Raw genomic sequence first — 22,023 nt, 5'->3', positions numbered from 1 at the left:
GTTCTCATGTCACGCAAAAATAAAATTTTAATGGTGATACTATTTATCGGTATCTCAATACTAACGGTTATGCCATTTTTACTAGAGCATAAAATAAATGTTAATGATGACTTTTTGTTTCATAAAAACAGGTTACTGTCTTATTACCATTCGGTTATGGTGAACAAGGATTTTCATCCCATGATTTTTGATGGTATGGCAAAAGGTTATGGGTATGCTACTGATTTATTTTATCCATCCTACAGTTTACTGCCATTTGTCTTATTCTATTCATTGGGATTAGGCTTTATCGCATCATATTACTTATTAATTGGGACGTATACGTTTGCGACGCTACTCGTGGGTTTCTATTCTGCGCAATACTTCTTTAAAAATAGGCGAACGGCGTTACTGGCAACAGTTGTCTATGCTTGTAGTACCTATCGATTGAGTGATTTGTTTATTCGTGGGGATTTGGGCGAGGCCGGTGCCTTTATCTTTTTACCGTTGGTTATTTTAGGATTTTATAAGGTCTATAAAAATGAAAAACACGGTATCCTAACATTAGCGCTAGGATTAGGGTTAGTCACAAGTATTCATCCCATGACTACGCTAATCTGTGTCTATATCATAGGAGTGATTAATATATACGTATTAATCAAAAAAGAAAAATCAATTGAATTTGTAAAACGACAATTTGATGCTTATCTATTCGCCATTATATTAGCAAGCGCGACAGTTTTTCCAGTTTTAGAACAAATGGCGAGTGAAAAATATAATTTCATGGGACATCATTCATTATGGGGGACCGGGCTGGATTTTTCTTTGTCTAAATTAATCTATGGATCAATGTCAAATGCGGCAGGTGTCTGGAATAATAGTTCTCCCAATGTTGGACCGCTCCTAATGTTGGCCGTGATTGTTGGCTTATTCATGTATAGAAGTAGTTTACCAATCATTAAACGATTATTAATAATCACAATTCTGTTTATGGTTGGCTCAACTAATTTATTGATTTGGCCAATGCTTAAAGACTCATGGTTTTCAAATATTCAATTTGAATGGCGGATTCTAATTTTTGCGACATTATTTGGTAGTTTATTGCTGGCAAAAATGTCAGAAACGAATCAACATAAGTATTTTAAATCGTTAATTTTTTTAATCCTGATGTTGGCGATGACGTTTAATTTTTCTGTATCAAATAATTTTAAAGCTAATAATTTAACGTTGACGAACCAGAATATAACGAAAAAATATAATACTGCTATTGGTGGTGGCCTTGATTATCTACCTAAAGATATCAATTACAAAGCACTACGTGAAAAAAAGAGTTCAGGATCCTTTAATTTTGATCAACCAACTATTGTTGTTTTTCCGAAAATTTATTATAAAGGGTATGTTGTTCAGATGGATAATAATCAAACCATTCCGACGTACGCGAGTCATGGGCTTGTGGCGGCAAAAATAATGCCTGGGAAAATGGTATATCAAGTGGTGTATAAGAAGACCTTGATTCAAAAGGTCTCTGGTTATATAACGTTATTAAGTTGGTTAGCGATAGGTATTTATTTAGGATTTATTTGGAAAAGACAGGTCGTTATTTTAGGTAATAAAGGGAGAAAGAATAAATGATAAGACAAGCAACGAACGATGATATTGAAGAAATTGTTCAATTATGGTATCAGGTAAACGTGACTGCGCACGCTTTTATCTCTAAAGACTATTGGAAAAGTCATTTTGATGAGGTTAAAAAAATGTTGCCGCTCGCGGAAATAATTGTATATGAAGAAAATGGTGTAATTACAGGATTTATTGGTCTGAATGACACCTATATTTCTGGCATATTTGTATCATCTAATGTGCAATCTAAAGGAATTGGGAAACAATTATTAGATGATGCAAAAAAGATAAAATCTGAATTAAATTTAAATGTATATCAAAAAAACGAACGGGCAACTCATTTTTATTTAAGAGAAGGGTTTATAATTAAGTCAGAAGATATGGATACAGATAACAATGAAAAAGAATATTTAATGGTGTGGAAAAAATAATTTAACTCAGAGATAAAGCCGTCTAACAGCTTTATCTCTTTTTTTGTCATAAATGATTTAACCATTAAGGTTGCATAATAAAAAGATAAATGCTAAGTTAGTTACATAAGTAATTAACTAACTAACGAAAGTGGTGATAATTTTGTTTTTTGAATTTGATAATGAAACACCTTTATATCGGCAGATAGCTGAACAAATTGAAGAGGGTATCTTTACGGGCATTTTCCCGGCCGAAAGCCAAGTACCCTCAACGACCGAGATTTCACGGCAATTTAATATTAATCCGGCGACAGTTTTAAAAGGAATGAACCAGTTGGTAGAGAACGGTTTAATTGAAAAGAAAAGAGGGCGTGGAATGTTTGTGACTAAGATGGCACAGGATCAGATAACAACTAAACGGCAAGCTGAATTTAATGATCATTACGTTGAAACGTTCATTAAGGAAGCACAAAAATTAAAGTTAACTAAGGCTGAACTAATCGCACTTATTGAGAGGAGTTATGATAATGAGTAATTTAGAGACAAAGCATTTAACGAAGAAATTTGGTAATCAAGTAGTGTTGGATGATTTGAATTTGAATCTTAAACCTAATACAATTTATGCATTATTAGGCCGGAATGGTGCGGGAAAGAGTACGTTGTTGAGTATTTTAGCTAATCATATCTTCGCTTCTAGCGGATCAGTTGTTTGGCAGGACAAAGAATTAACGGGGCGTGATCACCCAGTTCAGGAATTTTATTTAATGTCAGAACATAATCTCTTTAATAAGTCGGATAGTTTAAAGAATATTATGAAGAAAACGACTTTATTACAGGGGGCTTTCGACCAAACATTGGCGGATGAGATGTTAAAAGCATTTAAGCTGGACCCTAAGAAAAAAGTCTCACAACTTTCAACGGGGTATCGAACAATTTTTAAAACGATTGTTGCGCTGAGTGTACCCGCGGAATATGTTTTCCTGGATGAACCTATTCTGGGGTTGGATGCTAACCATCGAGTTATGCTATACCGTTATATTTTAAAAGCTTATGAGAATAGAGCAAGAACAGTTGTTCTTTCAACACATCTTGTTGAAGAAATCGCTAATTTAGTGGCACATGTTTTGATACTAAAAGATGCAAAAATTATTATTGATTCTGATGTCGAAGATTTATTGGCAAAGAGTTATCAGATTAGTGGACCCAAAGAGGAAGTCCAGTTGTACTGTCAGGGTCTTCAAATTTTGGACGATGAACAGATTGGTACACTCTACACTTGTTACATATACGCCGACCTTCCTGCCGATCGCATTATTCCTGACAGTATTGTGATTAAACATAGTGATTTACAAGATAGTTTTATCAAGTTAACCGAAGAGGAGCGTGAGTTAAATGTTTAAAGCAATGTTAAAGTATCGATTAACGGCCATCTGGCGTGATTTAATTATTGCATTTCTGATTGTAGAAGCGTTTATGATTATTACTGAAATTATTTTGAGTATTAAACTTGCCGATTTTTCAGTCTTATCATCTACGTTGGGCATTAGTTTAGCTGCAGGCGGGTTGATTGTGACGCAGGCGGACCTAATTATACTGTCATTTACAACAGCTCGTAAGCCATTTGATTTTGGTATTCTAAATGGTATATCTAGAAAAACGAGTTACATCACACAATTGGTCAGCCTTTTCGGTAGCCAACTGGTGACATTTGTTATTTTTTACCCAATTATGGGAATCTTATTTAACAGTCGTTATTCGGGTACCACGAATTTATTGGACCCTAAAATGATCATTGTAATTATCCTGGGTATTTGGAGCATAATGGCCGGTGCCATTGCTATCAGTAGTTTTGTGACATTATTTGAACGTAAAATATGGTGGGTTGTTCTAGGCGCCTGGTTGGTTGTATCAAAATTATTTGAAGCATACATTCAACCTGCTATCGTGAACTTATTACCTGGATGGCAGAATTATTATAATGATTTTAGCGGGATGGGAAGTATCGATGAACTTGATTTTGGACAGCCATATCTTTGGCTTATCGTACTAGTAAGTATCGTCATTCCACTTGTCTTTGCAGGTATTTGCCAATACTTCATGCAAACTAAACGTCTAACGCTTAGTTTTAAACGTAGTAAATAAGTTATTCTTAAATCCTTTGGAGAGTTTCCAAAGGATTTTTTTATGCCTAAAAATAAATATAGTGTTTGACATCATACTATGTAACGTATAGTATATATTTTGAAGGGAGTGAGTTGATGAATAGTCAGTTAAAAAAAGGCATGTTGGAATATTGTGTGCTAGCTACTTTAAGAACGTCGGATTCATATGGTTATCAAATTATTAAGGACACGTCGGGAGTCATTGATCTTTCAGATTCAACTCTATATCCTATTTTGAAACGCTTGGAAAAACAAGAGGCTATTGAGAGTTACAGTGTTGAGCATAATGGACGATTGCGAAAGTACTACCATCTAACCGAAACGGGGCTAGCGGATATTCAGGGATTTCTGAATGATTGGCAACAAGTAATGACGGTTTATGATTACATAAAGGGGGTTAACTAATGGATAAAAGAAAATTTATTAAAAAATTGGAAGAAGAACTCAATTGTTATCGAGTGATGGATGTTGATAATACGATTGCGTACTACGATGAGCTAATCGATGACCGATTGGAGGCCGGCGAATCCGAAACCACCATCTTTACTAGTTTAGAAACGCCGAACCAAATTGCCATGAGATTGGCGCTGATTGAGCGTCCAGGTGGACAGAAAAAACGGTCACCAACGTTAACGGCATTAATTGTTGTTTTACTTATATTGGGATCACCATTATGGGGAAGTTTAGCGTTAACGGCTGCCATTTTGATTGCAACGGGTTATCTTTTAATTTGGTTGGTACCAGCACTTGCCGGCATTTTTTTCGCATCATTTGTCTTGGGTGGAGCTGTTAGTTTGATACTGTCACCAGTTGTGATGGTTAATCAGGAATTTGTGATTGGCTTAATGCAATTTGGCATGGGATTTGTCATGATTGGCGTGGGGCTCTTATGTGGCGTAATGACAAGATTCACGGCAAAATACTTAATCGTATATTCAGTTAATTTAACGCGTTGGATAGGTCGGCTATTAAGAAGAAAAATAGGATCGGCGGCTTAAAATGATAAGACAATTACGACATAAATTGGTGAGTATATTTTTAGTTACTGTAGGCTATCTATTAATGTGGTTAATCCCAGTAGCCACAAGTGTCTTATCCTTATCGTCAATTATTGTTGGTGTGTTTAGCGTATTCTTGTCGCCGCTTGTAGGTCTGAGACAAGGGTTACTAATTGGGTTAATGCAATTGGGGTTAGGGGCTACAATGTTGGGTGTTGGGTTTCTAATGGCACCGGTGGCTTGGTATTCGGTCAGATATTTAATTAGATTCGTGGCAGGTTTAACGCACTTAGTAGGTCGGATTTTGAAAAGAAGATTAAAGGAGATTGTATAAAATGTTTGAATATATACGTCATAATTGGATTAAGATTAGTTTGTTCATGATTTGGTTTGGTGCCATTGTTATGTTTAGTAGTTATGCGTTATCCGGGTTTAATTCAACATTATTTGATTACACGGGTGTGCATGAATGGGGACGAACATTTTATTTTTAAATAACGGTTAAATTGGTCTACTAAAAATACCCACGCATGAATCTAACGTTTATTAGGTTCATACGTGGGTATTTTAATAGCTTGAGTTGAAATCGTTTACAAAAAAATAGCGTTAAGGTACACTTTGCTTGTACCGGGGTGGTACATGGGTTATTGGATTACAGGGGGAATTAAATATGAAAAAAGGACTAACAATCGCAACAACGGTTATTACGTTGTTTACACAGTTACCATTATCGTCTGTTTTTGCACAGGGGGTTAACAGAACATCCGAAACGACGACCGCAAAAGCGGCACCATCAACATCATCGTCGTCGACTACCGCTAAGTCAAAAACGGGTATGACGCGTGCCGGAGATGTTAATACAGATATTACCATTGAGGCTCAAAAAGATACAATTGAAGCCGGACAATGGGCTGATTTTAATCTGTATTTTAAAATGTCAGGTCGAGATACATCATTCACAAACGTTGATTTAAAAGTAACGTTACCGGACAATTTAGATGAGAATGTGACCTTTACGCAAGATTTAGCTGAGCTTAAAATTGCGGGCGTCACACCAACTTACGATAAAGATAAGGGTATCTTGAATTATCATTTTGATAAACTTGATGCAAGAACTGCTAATAAAGCAATTTTAAAAATTCAAACAACCAATGGAGCAATTTTACCTAATACAACTTTGAATGTAGCTGCGGCTTTCACTGGTACAGATCAAAATGGTGAAAGTAAGAGTTATGACTCAAAATCAGCAGTGAAAATCACAGCGGATAATAATTATGCTGCAACAAATAAACTAATTGGCATTGAAGGCCAAACATATAATAATCCTAATCGTGGCGATATCGTTAATTACGGTGTCGGTATTAGTGCACCCAAAAAAGCATCGGGTGCACTTTATGTTAAAGAAGGATCAACAGTCAAGGCAACCTATACTTTAGGAGCAGGGTTAGACTATTACGGTGTAAAAGATGGGGCACAAGAGCCTAAAGTCAGCGCCGATGGTAGAACGTTAACTTGGGAATATACAGCACCAAGTTACGCAGAACAAAAGGCCGCAGCAACTAACTTCTTTGAAAAAAATGTCACAATTCAAGCTAAAGTTTCGGATACTGCGGCGTACTACTCACAAATTACGAATACAATGAGTTCAACGGCAACATTCCTTGACGGCAGTACGAATGATACGACACCAATTAAATCAGTTGTTATGGTTATGCCAAATGATCCTACGGAAGTACCAATTCCAATTCCTGGTGGTTCAGCATTTCCGACTAACCATTTAGGTCCATCGAATGGAAATGGTGGGGTGGCGTCGACTTCGAATATTGATCCTGATATAACAGTTAATGATGATGCTTTCTTAAGTTACGGCTTAACATTATCATCACAAACAGCAACGTCAACATATATTGGATTTGCGTATTACAATATTTATTATAATATGGATGCGCACTTAGATCTTGATAGTTTCACGACTGGTAATTTTTATTACATGCCAAATAATAAGCTACCAACATATGGAGCACCTAAGGAAAAAGTTTCATTTGCGATGTTGGTAAAATATGAAACAAATGGTAAAGTCGATGCCGATTGGTCATTACTTAAGATGGATATGCAAACGAACGCTAAATATTCACGTTCTCAATTAGGAATCCCAGACGGGAAAAAGGTTGCGAATATTTGGTTATGGTTCCATGATAAAAGTTATACAAAAGTTCCAGCAAATCGGGATGCGGCGGCAGAAAGATCTGAAGGTCCAGACGGAAAACCAATCAAAATGGCTCCGGCCGGGTTATACAATAATGGTATGAGGGTTAATGCTACGATTGATAAAGGCTATACGGGTCAAGTAAAAAATACCATGGATATGACCTTTTACGGTGCTCAGTCTGCCGATGAAACAGGTTTTGAAGCAGCAAGATATGTAGATTATACAACGAATACATGGGCAGAAGAATTTAGTGGCGATGTTGGTCAGGTCTATACAGACCGAATTGGCCCCCGTCGTGTTGAAGTTGCGGCTAAAACAACCGGAGAAACTAAAGTTGTTAAAGCTTCAGTTAGTTTACTAGATACTGTTGGAAGTACCGTCAATGAAGGTGAAAACACAGTTTTAACTTCAATTGAAAATAATAAAGCATCAATTTCACCCTTAAATGGGCCTTACACAAGTTACGTTCTTTTACCAACTGGGGTCACATTTAAAGAGGCCGTTTCTTCAACCAAATACAGTGCCGAACTCTACGACAAAGATTATCAGGGTACTGGACGTCAAATGGTTAAAGTGACGATGGAAGATGGTAAGTTAGTTTCCGGTAGTTACTTAACGGGACAATTTAAAGTAGATATCTCTAAAGACGCAACACCTAATATGACATTTAATATGATTGGTACCATCGGTGATACTGATTATACCGCGGTTAAACCAACAGGTGATACGGTTCTCTTAACGGATACCGTTAAATCTGAAGATACGGACGATATTGATAAAGATGGTAAAACGGATACGCCAATTGTTAAAACGGGTAACGCCTACGTCTTAAATAAAGCGTCTAATCTCGATATTAGCACAAGTATCAAAGGTGATAAGGATACTGGTTATGGCGATTTAGGTAATGTAACGGTTGGTAAAAAAGCTACCTATAAAGCAACTCTTAAAAATGATACTGACGATAAAATAACATCAATGCAATTTTTAGATGTCTTACCTTCAATCGGAGATGCCAATATTACTGATGGTGCCGCTCGTAATTCAGCTTATGAAATGAAGTTAGATGGTGAAATTACATTACCTAGCGAGTGGGAAAATAAGATGACCGTGCTCTACAGTACTTCTAAAAATCCTAAACGTGCGGGTATCTTGGATAAAAATACTGTTTACCCAGCAGGCGCTGCTAAAATTGTTGATCCAGCAGGTGCTGAGGATGCAACTTGGGTAGCAGCCGACAAAGTAAGTGATTGGTCAACCATTCACTCATACAAAATCACACTTAACGATGGCGTTGAATGGGCTCAAGGCAAGGGCGTAACGTTATCATTTGATTTAGTTGCACCTAAAGAATCTGAAATTTCAGATTCAACATTAATTAGTAATAAACCGGTTAAAACAACAGCAGTTTCACGTGCTGTTCAAGAAACGCGTGGTGCTTATAACAGTTTCGGAATTGCGGCTAATAAGCTACAAGTTGTTGAGACGGGTGCCATAGGGACGCAATTAATTCGTGCCAGTGCTGATGTAACGGCGAGCTACGTTGATGTTAAAGGCGATACGATTGCCGATGATGTTGTACAAAGTGGCTACTTTGATGATGACTACACAACAACTCAGAAACAAATTCCAGGTTATGACTTTGTGAAGGTGGAAGGTAAAACTTCTGGTAAATTTGGAGCAGACGCCGTTAAAGTGACTTATATTTATAAGAAAACGTCTGCACCAGTCACAGTAAAATATGTCGATGAGGCTGGTAAAACAATTGCCGCTTCGAAAGAATTAACGGGTGATTTCGGTGACGTTTATACATCAACTGCAGCTGATGTTTCCGGTTGGACATTGAAAGAAACACCAAAAAATGCAAGTGGTACGTTTACTGCGGATGCACAGACAGTAACTTACGTCTATGAAAGAGCAGATGCGGCACCGGTCACAGTTAACTATGTGGATGAAAAAGGCAACAAGTTAGCGGATCCAGATAAGTTGATGGGAAAAGTTTCTAACCCATACAATACAACGGCTAAAAATATTGCTGGTTGGACATTAAAAGAAACACCAAATAATGCAACTGGTACATTCACAGTTGACGCACAAACAGTCACATATGTGTATGAAAGAGCGGACGCGGCTGACGTCACAGTTAACTACGTAAATGAAAAAGGTGACAAACTGGTGGCATCGGATATTCTTTCAGGAAAGATAGACGCCGCATACAATACAACGGCTAAAACTATTTCCGGTTGGACATTGAAGGAAACACCAAAGAATGCCATTGGAACTTTCACGGATACAAAACAAACGGTCACATACGTCTATGAAAAGGCAGATGCAGTTCCTGTCACGGTTAGGTATGTGGATGAAAAAGGTAATGACTTAACGAACACTGATGTTCTTCCAGGGAAAGTTGGAGATGCTTATACAACTAGCTCGAAGGTATTGTCAGGTTGGGCATTAAAAGAAACACCAAGTAATGCGCAAGGAACGTTCACAGACAAAGCGCAAACAGTCACATATGTGTATGAAAGAGCGAATGCAGCTGATGTGACTGTCAAATATGTTGATACAGATGGTAAGGAATTGGCAACGCCAGATGTGCTTTCAGGGAAAATTGCTAACCCATACAACACAACGGCTAAAAATATTTCCGGTTGGGCATTAAAGGAAACACCAAGCAATGCGCAAGGGATGTTTACAGACGCTAAACAAACAGTGACATATGTCTACGAAAAGGCAAATGCGGCCGATGTAACTGTCGATTATGTTGATGGAAAAGGTAATAAGTTAGTAGCATCAGATATTCTTTCAGGGAAAGTTTCTAATCCGTACAGTACAACGGCTAAGAATATTGCTGGTTGGACGTTGAAGGAAACACCGAATAATGCGCAAGGAACGTTTACAGATAAGGCGCAGACAGTCACATACGTTTACGAAAAAGCGGACGCTGTGTCCGTTACGGTTAGATACGTGGATGAAAAAGGCAATGATTTAATTAAAGCCGACGTTATCTCAGGAAAAGTTGGGGATGCTTATACGACTGATTCTAAGGTATTATCAGGTTGGACGTTAAAAACAACGCCAAATAATGCACAAGGAACGTTTACAGATAAAGCACAGACAGTCACATATGTGTATGAAAGAGCAGACGCAGCTAATGTGACAGTTGATTATGTTGACGGAAAAGGCAATAAACTAGCGGCGTCAGATGTGCTTTCAGGAAAGGTCGCTAACCCTTATAACACAACGGCTAAAAATATTTCCGGTTGGGCATTAAAGGAAACACCAAATAATGCACAAGGAACGTTTACAGATAAAGCACAAACAGTCACGTACGTGTATGAAAGAGCAGACGCGGCTGATGTAACGGTTAATTACGTTGATGAAAAAGGAAACAAATTAGTGGCATCAGACATTCTTTCAGGGAAGATTGACAACCCATACAGTACAATGCCTAAGAATATTGCCGGTTGGACACTGAAAGAGACACCAAAAAATGCGACCGGAACCTTTACGGATACTAAACAAACGGTCACATATGTCTATGAAAAAGCGGACGCCGTCCCTGTTACAGTTAAATATGTGGACGGAGAAGGTCATGATTTAGCTAAGGCAGACGTACTTTCTGGAAAAGTTGGAGATGCTTATACAACTGATCCTAAGGTGTTTGCTGGCTGGACATTAAAAGAAACACCAACTAATGCCAAAGGGCTATTTACAGATACTGCACAAACGGTCACATATGTGTATGAAAAAACAGATGCGGCCAATGTGACGGTTAACTATGTTGACAAAGATGGTAACGCATTGGCAATGCCTGATAGTTTGTCGGGGAAAATTGGCGATGAATATACATCTAGTCCAAAAGAGTTGGCAGGTTGGACATTAAAAGAAACACCAAAGAATGCTAAGGGGACGTTTACAGATAAGGCTCAAACGGTTACGTATGTGTATGAAAAAACAGATGCTGCGGCCGTAACAGTTAAATATGTAGATGAAAAAGGAAACGAATTAGCAACACCTGACAACCTTTCTGGTAAGTTAGGGGATGCCTATGAAACAACTGCTAAGAGTATTGTAGGGTGGACGCTTAAGACGACGCCAGACAATGCAAAGGGTAAGTTTACAGATAAGGCTCAGACGGTCACCTATGTTTACGTCAGAGCAGAAGCTAAAGATGTAACAGTTAAATATGTTGATAAAGATGGTAATGAATTATCGGCATCGATTACACTTTCTGGAAAAGTTGGCGACAGCTATACATCTAAGGCAAAACAACTTTCAGGTTGGAAATTGAAAGAAACACCAAACAATGCTGAAGGAATCTTCACAGATGCGACGCAAACAGTTACGTATGTTTATCTTAAGGACGAGGAAGCAGTCGTTGTAACACCACCAACAACGGATGATCAGTCTAAAGGAACGACAACAACATTGACTGATACACCAAATGGCGGTTCTCACGCAACCTCAGCCAACAAGACAAAAACTGAAACAGGAAGTTTACCTCAAACTGATGAAGCAACAAGTCTTTTGATGACCTTGGTCGGTGCTGCTTTACTCGCAACATCACTGATCTTTATGGTAGGTAGAAAAAAAGCAAAACGGACAAAGAAGTAAGCAAGTAAGTATTTAGAATTAATTGAAGAAGTCTTAACGCCGAAACTGGCGTTAAGACTTCTTTTTGTTTGACGTTAAGACCTGTTATTTTATTGTGAAAACAGCTATACTATTAGTATTAAATCGATAAGGAGTGTTTGGAAAATGAAAAAAAGAGTTCACGGTTCTTGTACATCAATTCTAGTTGGTAAGAAGGCTTCAATCGACGGTTCAACGATGATTTCTCGAAATGACGATGGGCATGAGGCTTTAGACCCACAACGTTTTGTTGTGGTACAACCTGAAGATCAACCTCGTAATTATCAAGCTGTGATCAGTGGTGTGAAGGTAGAATTACCGGATAACCCAATGCGTTATACATCAATTCCAAACTCACTCTTAACGAACGGTATTTGGCCCGCTGCGGGCATTAATAGTGACAACGTTACAATGTCTGCAACAGAAACAATAACAACTAATCCACGGATTCAAGGGATTGATCCATATGTTGCTGGCGGTATTGGCGAAGAGGATCTTGTCACACTTGTTTTACCTTATATCCATAGCGCTAAAGAAGGTGTAGAACGTTTAGGTGACTTACTTCTAACTCATGGCACATATGAACCAAATGGTATCGCATTTTCTGATAATGATAGCATTTGGTGGCTTGAAACAATTGGTGGTCATCACTGGGCCGCCGTCCGTATTCCGGATGACGCTTACGTAGTAGCACCTAATCGTAGAAATATTGATACATTTGATTTTGATTCAGAAGACACTCTTTGTTCTGAAGATTTACAAGTTTTGATTGATAATAATCATTTGAATCCTGATTTTGACGGTTATAATCTGCGTCATATTTTTGGTAGTGCATCAATTAAAGATACAGTTTATAACAATCCTCGTACATGGTATGGTCAACAATTCTTTAATCCTGAAATTACACAGGATCCAATGGATCAAGACTTACCATTTATCCGTCGTGCAAATCGTAAAATCTCGATTGAAGACGTGAAATTTGTTTTAAGTGCGCATTTTGAAAATACGGATTATGATCCTTATGGAAGTGCACCTGAAGATATTAAAACTCGTTTTCGTCCAATTGGAATTAACCGTAATCATAATGTACATTTACTACAAGTTCGTAATGATGTTCCTGATGAAATCGCTGGTATTCATTGGTTGGCTTATGGGGCAAATACATTTAACACAATTGTGCCATTCTATGCTAATGTTAATGACACGCCAGATTCGTATAAAAATGCGACCGGTGAATTTGATTTGAACAATATGTATTGGTTAAGTTGTACGACGGCATTATTGGGCGATACGAATTATGATTTCTATGTAGATATGCGAAATACATTCGAACTAGAAGCGATGAGCGCGTACCACGCCATTCAAAATGCCGCTGATAAGGCATTACCTACAAAATCTAACGCTACTACATTCTTAGAAGAAATTAATGCTAAATTAGCTAAGGAATCGTTGAAACGCCAAACACAATTATTAGGTGAGATGGTTATTTCTGGTTCTGAACAAATGAAATTACGATATAACCTGAACGATTAAGTTAATAATAATGTGAAAAAACTGTTATCTGATGATAATGGTTTTTTTGTTGGCATGACATATCTAGACTGGAAAAAAATGACACGGGATACGTTAAATGTTAAAATCTTAAAAAGAGAATTTATTCTTTTGGAAATGGTATTCCGTATGATAAAAATAAATTTATTTAAAAATATGATGACGATTAGAAAAACCTGGAGGCAAGTATGTACAAAAAAAGTATCCTTGATAAACAGGAATGGCTGATTTGTGAGATTATTGAAATCTTAGCGTTAAATGAAACCGGGTTATCAAAAAAAACGTTATGTCAGCAATTAGGCGTTTCCGAAACCGCCGTAAAAGTTGCTTTGCTTCAGCTAGATGAAGATTTCAATTCTGGGGACACACCCTACATGATTGTTAAAAAAAATAATGTCCAATTAGTCGGTAAAGGTAAAATTAACTTCAATGAAAAAATATATGATTACATCAAGAAATCTATTAACTATCAAATTTTAATGGCATTTTATACTAAAGGTAACACTAGGGTTGAAAATTTAGGTGCCAAATTAAACGTAAGTGAGGCTTCAATTTTTAGAAGAATCAAACGGTTAACGCCTCTTTTGGAGGGTTTTAATTTAAAAATTGCGCAAGGCGTCATGTTGGGTGATGAGAGTCAGATTCGATTTTTTTATTACTCATTATTTTTAGGAATTGATTTTAAATTTGAAGAATCAATCGAAAATGGCAGTATCATGACAATCATTGAACGATTTGAAGAATATTTTGATTTCAATGTAAACGATAGTAGTCTAGTTCAAGTGAAGATATGGTTAAAAGTAACGAGTCAACGAATGACGGTCAACGATCAAGATAACCACAACATCTCAGTCGTTTTAGAAGATATGATTACGAATAACTCTTTATTTGATAGCGTCGAAGAAGAGTTAGGGGAGATAATTAAACAATTTAAAGACAAAGTTGATGTCCATTTTGAAAGTGCTCTGCTCTACGCGTGGACGATAGCATTTGTATCGGTGCCTTGGAGTACCTTTGTTGCGCATGATTTTGTGGCCATTAACCGGAGAAATAATAATAAATTACAACAAGCTGTTGAGTTTTTGGAAAATGGATTTGAAAAAAGTTTAGGTATTCAAATTTCTGGCGGAGATTTAAGTGCATCATTATATCCTATCTGTACAGAAGCATTTTGCTTTCACGGTATTTTAAAATCAGTTAGTACAACGATGATGGAGACATATCGTATCAAAAGTGATAACGCACTGGTTCGTAAAAATGTAGAAGAAGCAATGGATGCAATGATTGAAGAAGTAAAAGATCAACCTGAATGGCACCAATTTTATTTGAGGTATGGTGTTTCATTCGCTAATTCCGTTATGGAAATCTTTAATTCACGGCTGCTGGCTAAGGAACAATTATTGACTGTAGGTGTTGATTTAAACACGGACGAAAGAGTTAAAGATGTTTTTATTATGTACGTCAGCCAATTATTAAATGGTAATTTACGAGTGAACTTAGATGTTTATGATTCCAATCGAAATTATGATTTAGTCATTACCAATTTCATGAATAAAAATTATCTGAATTCAACGTTTGAAAAGTACGTTATTACTGGCTTAGGTACGGATAACGACGTGATTGGTGTAGAGCAAAAATTAACGGCGATACTAAAAAAGTATTATCATGAAAAGTGATAATACTTTTTTTGTTTGCATTGAGGTCTCATAAATAATTTACTTTAATCGTTCAAACTACCATTTTCTAGTTATGGCGAGTACAATTGATTTACGAAAGTCTCATCGAGAAAATCAGAAACTTTAAAAGGAGAAAAATAATGCGAGAAGAATTTCAAAAACAGAATAACAGCTCAAATCAAGTGGACAGTCATCAAATATTGAACGGCTGGTTGGCATTCTTCTTAACACTTAGCTTAATCGTATTATTTGTGACAAGTGTTTTAAGGATGACCGTGTTAGATCAAAAATATACGGAAGATAGAGTCTTGACGGACACAAGCGTAAGTTTAGTGACCAGGGAGATGAACGATGCAATTTCAAATATTGCGTCGTTAAATAACGTACCAACATCAGTTGTCAAAGATGCGTTAACAGATAAACAAGTTGATGATATCGCAAAAGCGAGTCTTAGTAATATCTACACGGGTAAAGAAAAAGTAATTAATCCAACGGAGATAACAAATCAAGTTGCTAGTAACATTTCGAAAAGAGCTAATGCGTCAAATGCGATGGCGAGTGGTGAAGTAGATAGTCTGGTTGCAACTTTTAAAAGTAACCTGAATGAGTATTTGACTAATAATATTCAAACACCATATCTTTCAAAAATAACATCAATGGTTAATTCAACGAAATCAATAGTTCAATCCTTCTTTTTATACAGTCTGATTGCTTCGATTATAATTTTGTTGCTACTAGTACTTATTAATCGCGCCTTCTTTTTACCGCTTAAATATGTTGGTACTAGTGCGATTTGGAGTGGTATTTTAGTTGCAATTGGATCAGCAATTGTCGTATATAGTGGGGTAGTTGAGATTGTATCTAGTAAAGCATCAGTATTTACTGATATCGTGAATACGTATATTAGTGATACCTTTGATACGATGCTGGTTGGAAGTTTAATTATGGTGGCCGTTGGCCTAGTATTTTGGTTAATTGGTCGTAATAGGGGTAAATAAAAATAGGTTAATTCAGGAAAACTCTGAATTAACCTATTTTTATTTTGAGCTGTTTCTGAGCGATAAAGTCGTTCCAATTGTAATAATTTGAGGAATGATTTCATCAGACATAGTCATTTGATTAATTAACAATTCAGCGGCGGATTTTCCCATTTGTTCAGTGTAAACTTTGACTGAGCTAAGTGCCGGGAAAGTATATTCGGCGATAGAGGTATCATTGAAACTAATTAAGCTGAGTTGTTCCGGAACCTTAATCGTCGATTCATTCAAGGCACGTAATGCACCGATGGCCATTGCGTCGTTTGCGATGAATAGTGCGTTTGGCATATTATCTGAATGGTCAGTTAATAATTTTAAAGTTAACTGGTAACCAGATTCTGGCGTGAAATCACCTGTGTAAATCCATTCGGGATGATAATTATTCATATTTTCTAAATATAGTTTAAAGTAGATGAAGCGAGGATCGGGTCCTAAGTTAACACCATCAAAAGTACTTTCTTGTCCGGTGAGCATACCAATTTTTGTGAGACCTTGTTCATTAAAACAATCGATTACCGACTTAACTGGTGATTTAAAATCAGTCATAACGCAGCTGACGCCGGCATCCAGTGTGTTCATATCAACAAAAACTAAATTTGAATTCATTTTTTTTAGTTCGGTAATCTGTGCGGGACTATATTTTCCAATAACAACGGCCCCGAGTACATTATTTAAGGAATCGAATTGATCATTTTGGAAATAACGGGTAATTTCATAGCCTAGTTCAATTAGTTTACGCTCAACGCCGATACGAATAGAAAGGTAGTATAAATCTTCTAATTCTTCTTTTTCTGTGTACCATTCGACGATGGCAATTTTACCTTTAGTCGTTGTTGCCTTCTTTGTATTTTTTGAATAATTTAAACTTTCTGCCGCTTCAAAAATACGTTTACGCGTATCATCTCCGACAGATAATGTTTGATCGTAATTTAAGACACGGGAAACAGTCGCATTAGAAACTTTAGCAAGCTGTGCAATATCTTTAAGTGTTGCCATGACTACCTCCTGATTGGGTGATTATGTTTATTAGTTTACCATAATAAAAATAATTGAGTGAAAAAGATTGTAATTTTAGTAAATATTTAGTAAAATGAAAGCGGTTAATAAATTGGAGGAAAATATAATGAAAATTGATAAGTTAAAGAGCGAATTTAAAGATGTTTACGGCGTGGATGCAAATGCAAGTTACTTCTCACCAGGTCGAATTAATTTGATTGGTGAACATACAGATTACAATGGTGGACATGTATTTCCAACGGCCATTACATTAGGCACATATGCAGTTGCAACAAAACGTGATGATACAAAAATTAACATCATGTCGAATAATTTTAAAGATAACGGTGTTGTATCATTTGATTTAAGTGATCTATCATATCAAAAAGAACATAACTGGGTAAATTATCCAAAAGGAATGATTGTTTACTTGCAAGAACAAGGATACGTAATTGATAAAGGATTGGATATTCTTCTTGAAGGTAATATCCCAAATGGTGCCGGTTTATCATCATCTGCATCAATCGAATTGTTGATGGGTGTTATTTTAGAAGACCAATTTAATTTGGATATTGATCGCATTGACCTTGTTAAAACGGGTATGACAGTAGAAAATAAATTTATCGGTGTTAACTCAGGTATTATGGATCAATTTGCGGTTGGTATGAGTAAAGCAAATCATGCTATCTTATTAGATACAAACACGCTTGAATATGATTTGGTACCAATTGATTTACAAGACAATGTTATTATTATTATGAACACAAACAAACGTCGTGAATTGGCAGATTCCAAGTATAACGAACGACGTAGCGAATGTGAAGCAGCATTAGCATTACTACAAGAAAAAAATGATATAAAATCATTAGGCGATATGGATAATGCAAGTTTTGATTTACAAACTTACTTAATCCAAAAAGAAAATCTTTTAAAACGTGCGCGTCATGCAGTTTCAGAAAACCAACGAACAATCATGGCTCAAAAAGCTTTACAAGATAAAGATTTAGAACGTTTTGGTAAACTAGTTAACGCATCACACGTTTCATTACAGTTTGATTATGAGGTGACGGGTGTTGAATTAGATACACTTGCTCAAACGGCTTGGAAACAACCTGGTGTGCTAGGTGCACGAATGACCGGTGCCGGATTTGGTGGCTGTGCAATTGCAATCGTTGCTAAAGATCAAGTTGAAACGTTTGAAAAAGAAGTTGGACGCATTTACGAAGAAAAAATTGGTTATGCACCAAGTTTCTATTTAGCAGAAATTTCTGATGGCGCAAAAAAACTAGATTAAGCATAAAGAGATAGAGGAAAAAATATGGATTCTAATCAATTGATTTCAAGATTTGTCGATAAAGTGATTCGGTTTGATCCAATCACTTATTCCATGGATGATAAAAATTATTTAGTGAACGTTGTTTTGGATTTGGTTGGTGAATCAGAGTTAGAGCTCGATAAACCAGTTGATGATACAATAATCGCCGCTAAAGATGCCTTACTTGAGTTAGCTATCAAGAATAAAAAAATAAATGAATTAATCGCAGAACAAGATATTCTTGGTGCTAAATTAATGGATTTGGTTACACCAATTCCAAGTCATGTTAATAAAAGATTCTGGGATTTGTATGCAAAAGATCCAGAGGCTGCGTTGGCACATTTCTATGAATTGAGCCAAGCCAACGATTACATCAAAGTGGCCGCTATTGCTAAAAATATTGCTTATCAGGTACCGACAAAGTATGGTGATTTAGAGATTACGATTAATTTATCTAAACCTGAAAAAGATCCAAAGCAAATTGCATTAGCGAAAACCATGAAGCAAACAGGTTATCCTAAGTGTCAATTATGTATGGAAAATGAAGGTTATGCTGGGAGGGTAGATTTTCCAGCCCGCCGTAATCATCGGATTGTACGTTTTGATTTAGGAAAAGCAACGTGGGGATTTCAATACTCACCCTATGCTTATTTCAAAGAACATTCAATTTTCCTAGATGAGAAGCATGAACCAATGGTGATTAACAAGAAAACATTTGAAGATTTGTTACAAATTGTTGGTAAATTTCCTGGTTATTTCGCTGGTAGTAACGCCGATTTACCGATTGTTGGCGGATCGATTTTAACGCATGAACATTATCAAGGCGGGCGCCATGATTTTCCAATGGCAAAAGCACCAATCAGTCAGACAATGCATTTTGTCGGTTTTGATGATATTCAGGCGGGAATTGTGAAGTGGCCAATGTCGGTTATCCGATTAAATGGTAAAGATCCAGAACGGTTAGTTGATTTAGCGGAAAAAGTGCTGACTTCTTGGCAAAAATATAGCGATGACGACGCACAAATTTTAGCTAAAGATGCTGATGGAACACCACACCATACGGTAACGCCGATTGCAAGAATGCGTGATGATCGTTATGAATTAGATTTAGTTTTACGAGATAATCAAACGTCTAATGAATTTCCTGATGGTATTTACCATCCGCATGCCGATGTACAACATATTAAAAAAGAGAATATCGGTTTGATTGAAGTCATGGGATTAGCTATCTTGCCACCACGTTTAAAAACTGAAATGGCAGAAGTTGAAAAATATTTGATTGATCAACCAAATAACATCGCAGCGTATCACCAAACGTGGGCTGACGAGATTAAACGAGAAAATGCAACAATCTCAGAAGAAACAGTTGGTACGGTTGTACAAAATGAAGTCGGAAAAGTCTTTATGCGTGTTCTAGAAGACGCCGGCGTTTATAAACAAGATGCTCATGGACAGGATGCATTTGTTAAGTTTGTTGAACAAGTTTAGAGGAAAGTTACAACTTATTGATTAGAATAGGGAAGAACAGCGAGTTTGGTGGATGACTGCCAAACTTACTATTCTTTTTTATTTTAGATTAAAATTGGCGTAAAAATTTAATCTTAATTTAATAAACAAGTGGTTAATAGATGGGACATTTACCAGTATTAATGGGGGAATGGGTATTAGAGATTAAGGATAAAATAGAATATCCCATTCTTGGCACACTGTGGTAAAATAAGGTATATATTATTCTAATCTAAAGGTCGATGTATAAAAGCCGATCGAAAAATTCTTGGAGGAATAAATGTACAAGAAAGATATCTTAGATCGACAAGAGTTCCTAATGTGTGAAATTATTGAATTGTTATCGTTAGACCAACACGGATTATCGAGAAAGGCAATCTGTGATCAATTAAATGTCTCAAATACGGCATTGCGAGTCGCGTTACAACAATTAGATGATGAATTTAATTCGGGTGATGAACCCTTCATGATTATCAAAAAGAATAACGTTCAATTCATTGGACGAGGTAAAATCAATTTTTATGAAACGATTTATCGATACGTTCAAGAATCAATAAATTATCAAATTTTAATGGCGTTTTATCACAATGAGAATAATAGTGTTGATAATCTAAGTCTCAGTTTGAACGTTAGTGAATCTTCAATTTTTAGAAGAATTAAACAATTAAATAGATTATTAGCTGAGTTTGATATCCAAATTGCACATGGTGAAATGACGGGTAGCGAGATACAAATTAGATTCTTCTACTATTCATTATTTTTAGCAACGGACTTTAATTTCGATGATACGGTAGAAGCCGGTGTTATTGTTGAGTACATTAAGCTATTTGAAAAATATTTTGATTTCAACGTTAATGATAGTAATTTAATGAGAATAAAAATATGGATGAAGGTTAGTGTTCAAAGAATGATGGGGAAGAATCGGGATAATTGGTTAATCTCTGATGTTTTAGAAGACATGATCTCAAATAATTCGTTGTTTGATCAAGTTGAAGAAAAGATGAACGATGTTTACGTGCAGTTCTCGAATAAAATTGACATTCATTTTGAGAGTGCTTTATTGTATGCGTGGACAGCCGCGTTTGTTCCGGTGCCTTCGACAACGTACTTGTCTCGCGATTTTATTGCGGTTAACCGAGAGAACAATACGAAATTACAACAGGCCGTTGCGTACTTGGAGCAAGGATTTGAATCTAAGTTGAACATTAAAATTGGTGGCGGAGATGTTAGTGATTCGCTATACCCAATTTGTGCTGAAGCATTTTGTTTTCGAGGAACTATGGATGCCGTAGGGACTTACATGATGGACGGGTATCGAGAAAAATACTCCAACGATTTAGTGAGACAAAATGTGATAGATGCCATGGATGAATTAATTGAAAGCCCACAGTTGTCTAAGGAGTGGTCAGATTTTTATCGACACTTCAGGCAACCATTTAGTAATAAGATTATTGAAATATTCAGCGCTAAACTTCTTGAAAAAGAAAAAATGTTAACGCTTGGGATTGATTTGAATGCGAATGAACGTGTTAAGGAATTATTTGTTAGGAATACGAGTCAAGAGCTGAACTTGAACCTACGGGCTAATGTGAGCGTTTATGACTCCAGTCGCCGCTACGATATGGTCGTGACTAATTTCATGGATAAAAATTACAAAAATAGTGCGCTCGCTAAATATGTGATTACGGCGTTAGGACTTGATAGTGACTTGCCAGAAATAGAAAAAAGCTTATTGGACGTAACTAGAAAGCACTATCAGTAAAAATGAAATGACGTTTTTTTTTGATAGTACAACCTATGGTGTTTTCGTTATACTTTATAACATAGAGTATTAATAAGAGATATTCGTGGGGGATTTCTTTTGTAACAATTGCTACACAGTGTCGAAAATGGGAAAACAGTCATTTATTGTAAATAAAGAAAAGGCGATTA

At 36.4% G+C, this 22,023-nt stretch carries 17 protein-coding genes; 16 read left to right on the top strand and 1 reads right to left on the bottom strand.

Annotated features, from left to right (window positions below):
* Positions 1-6 precede the first annotated feature (6 nt).
* The 13 genes from N0K80_RS07335 (at position 7) to N0K80_RS07275 (ending at position 16,235) form a co-directional block, all read left to right on the top strand.
* Complete coding sequence (locus tag N0K80_RS07335) at positions 7-1,611, top strand: glycosyltransferase family protein (RefSeq protein WP_269024240.1); 1,605 nt, start codon at positions 7-9, stop codon at positions 1,609-1,611.
* A complete protein-coding gene (locus N0K80_RS07330; protein ID WP_269024241.1) occupies positions 1,608-2,030 on the top strand; it encodes a GNAT family N-acetyltransferase in 423 nt (140 codons plus the stop codon). Before N0K80_RS07335 ends, N0K80_RS07330 begins: the two co-directional genes overlap by 4 nt.
* A 142-nt stretch (positions 2,031-2,172) precedes the next feature.
* Positions 2,173-2,544, top strand: coding sequence for a GntR family transcriptional regulator (locus N0K80_RS07325; RefSeq protein WP_269008144.1), 372 nt, complete (start codon positions 2,173-2,175; stop codon positions 2,542-2,544).
* Complete coding sequence (locus tag N0K80_RS07320) at positions 2,537-3,409, top strand: ATP-binding cassette domain-containing protein (RefSeq protein WP_269024242.1); 873 nt, start codon at positions 2,537-2,539, stop codon at positions 3,407-3,409. Before N0K80_RS07325 ends, N0K80_RS07320 begins: the two co-directional genes overlap by 8 nt.
* A complete protein-coding gene (locus tag N0K80_RS07315; protein WP_269024243.1) occupies positions 3,402-4,151 on the top strand; it encodes a hypothetical protein in 750 nt (249 codons plus the stop codon). Before N0K80_RS07320 ends, N0K80_RS07315 begins: the two co-directional genes overlap by 8 nt.
* Before the next feature lie 116 nt (positions 4,152-4,267).
* Positions 4,268-4,576, top strand: a complete 309-nt coding sequence (locus tag N0K80_RS07310; protein ID WP_269024244.1) for a PadR family transcriptional regulator — start codon at positions 4,268-4,270, stop codon at positions 4,574-4,576.
* Positions 4,576-5,169 carry a DUF1700 domain-containing protein gene (locus N0K80_RS07305; protein WP_269024245.1) on the top strand — a complete coding sequence of 198 codons (594 nt, stop codon included), beginning with the start codon at positions 4,576-4,578 and terminating at the stop codon, positions 5,167-5,169. The genes N0K80_RS07310 and N0K80_RS07305 overlap by 1 nt, the downstream gene beginning before the upstream one ends.
* 1 nt (position 5,170) lies before the next feature.
* Complete coding sequence (locus tag N0K80_RS07300; protein WP_269024246.1) at positions 5,171-5,503, top strand: hypothetical protein; 333 nt, start codon at positions 5,171-5,173, stop codon at positions 5,501-5,503.
* Between the two features lies 1 nt (position 5,504).
* Positions 5,505-5,663 carry a hypothetical protein gene (locus N0K80_RS07295; RefSeq protein ID WP_186726304.1) on the top strand — a complete coding sequence of 53 codons (159 nt, stop codon included), beginning with the start codon at positions 5,505-5,507 and terminating at the stop codon, positions 5,661-5,663.
* A gap of 176 nt (positions 5,664-5,839) precedes the next feature.
* Complete coding sequence (locus N0K80_RS07290) at positions 5,840-11,992, top strand: MucBP domain-containing protein (RefSeq protein ID WP_269024247.1); 6,153 nt, start codon at positions 5,840-5,842, stop codon at positions 11,990-11,992.
* A 144-nt stretch (positions 11,993-12,136) separates the two neighbouring features.
* On the top strand, positions 12,137-13,543 hold the full coding sequence (locus N0K80_RS07285) for a C69 family dipeptidase (protein WP_269024248.1): 1,407 nt from the start codon (positions 12,137-12,139) through the stop codon (positions 13,541-13,543).
* A gap of 206 nt (positions 13,544-13,749) precedes the next feature.
* Positions 13,750-15,237: a helix-turn-helix domain-containing protein gene (locus N0K80_RS07280; RefSeq protein ID WP_269024249.1), complete on the top strand. Its 1,488-nt coding sequence runs from the start codon at positions 13,750-13,752 to the stop codon at positions 15,235-15,237.
* A gap of 140 nt (positions 15,238-15,377) precedes the next feature.
* Positions 15,378-16,235 carry a hypothetical protein gene (locus N0K80_RS07275; protein WP_269024250.1) on the top strand — a complete coding sequence of 286 codons (858 nt, stop codon included), beginning with the start codon at positions 15,378-15,380 and terminating at the stop codon, positions 16,233-16,235.
* Between the two features lie 39 nt (positions 16,236-16,274).
* On the opposite strand, the gene N0K80_RS07270 is transcribed toward N0K80_RS07275, so the two are convergent.
* Entirely contained in the window at positions 16,275-17,270 is a 996-nt protein-coding gene (locus N0K80_RS07270) for a LacI family DNA-binding transcriptional regulator (RefSeq protein ID WP_269024251.1), read from the bottom strand.
* Between the two features lie 127 nt (positions 17,271-17,397).
* Here N0K80_RS07270 and N0K80_RS07265 point away from each other — a divergent pair, with 127 nt between their 5' ends.
* The 3 genes from N0K80_RS07265 to N0K80_RS07255 all read left to right on the top strand — a co-directional run bounded on the left by N0K80_RS07265 (position 17,398) and on the right by N0K80_RS07255 (position 21,853).
* Positions 17,398-18,564, top strand: a complete 1,167-nt coding sequence (locus N0K80_RS07265; protein WP_269008131.1) for a galactokinase — start codon at positions 17,398-17,400, stop codon at positions 18,562-18,564.
* Between the two features lie 24 nt (positions 18,565-18,588).
* Positions 18,589-20,073, top strand: a complete 1,485-nt coding sequence (gene galT / locus N0K80_RS07260; protein ID WP_269024252.1) for a UDP-glucose--hexose-1-phosphate uridylyltransferase — start codon at positions 18,589-18,591, stop codon at positions 20,071-20,073.
* 298 nt (positions 20,074-20,371) lie between these two features.
* The gene (locus N0K80_RS07255; RefSeq protein WP_269024253.1) at positions 20,372-21,853 is read left to right on the top strand and encodes a helix-turn-helix domain-containing protein; all 1,482 of its coding nucleotides are present in this window, start codon (positions 20,372-20,374) and stop codon (positions 21,851-21,853) included.
* Positions 21,854-22,023: the final 170 nt, after the last annotated feature.

The organism is Dellaglioa carnosa (genome assembly GCF_026948345.1).
Classification (GTDB): Bacteria; Bacillota; Bacilli; order Lactobacillales; family Lactobacillaceae; genus Dellaglioa; species Dellaglioa algida.
The sequence above is the reverse complement of the archived record's forward strand: the minus strand, read 5'-3'. Positions and strand labels throughout refer to the sequence as shown.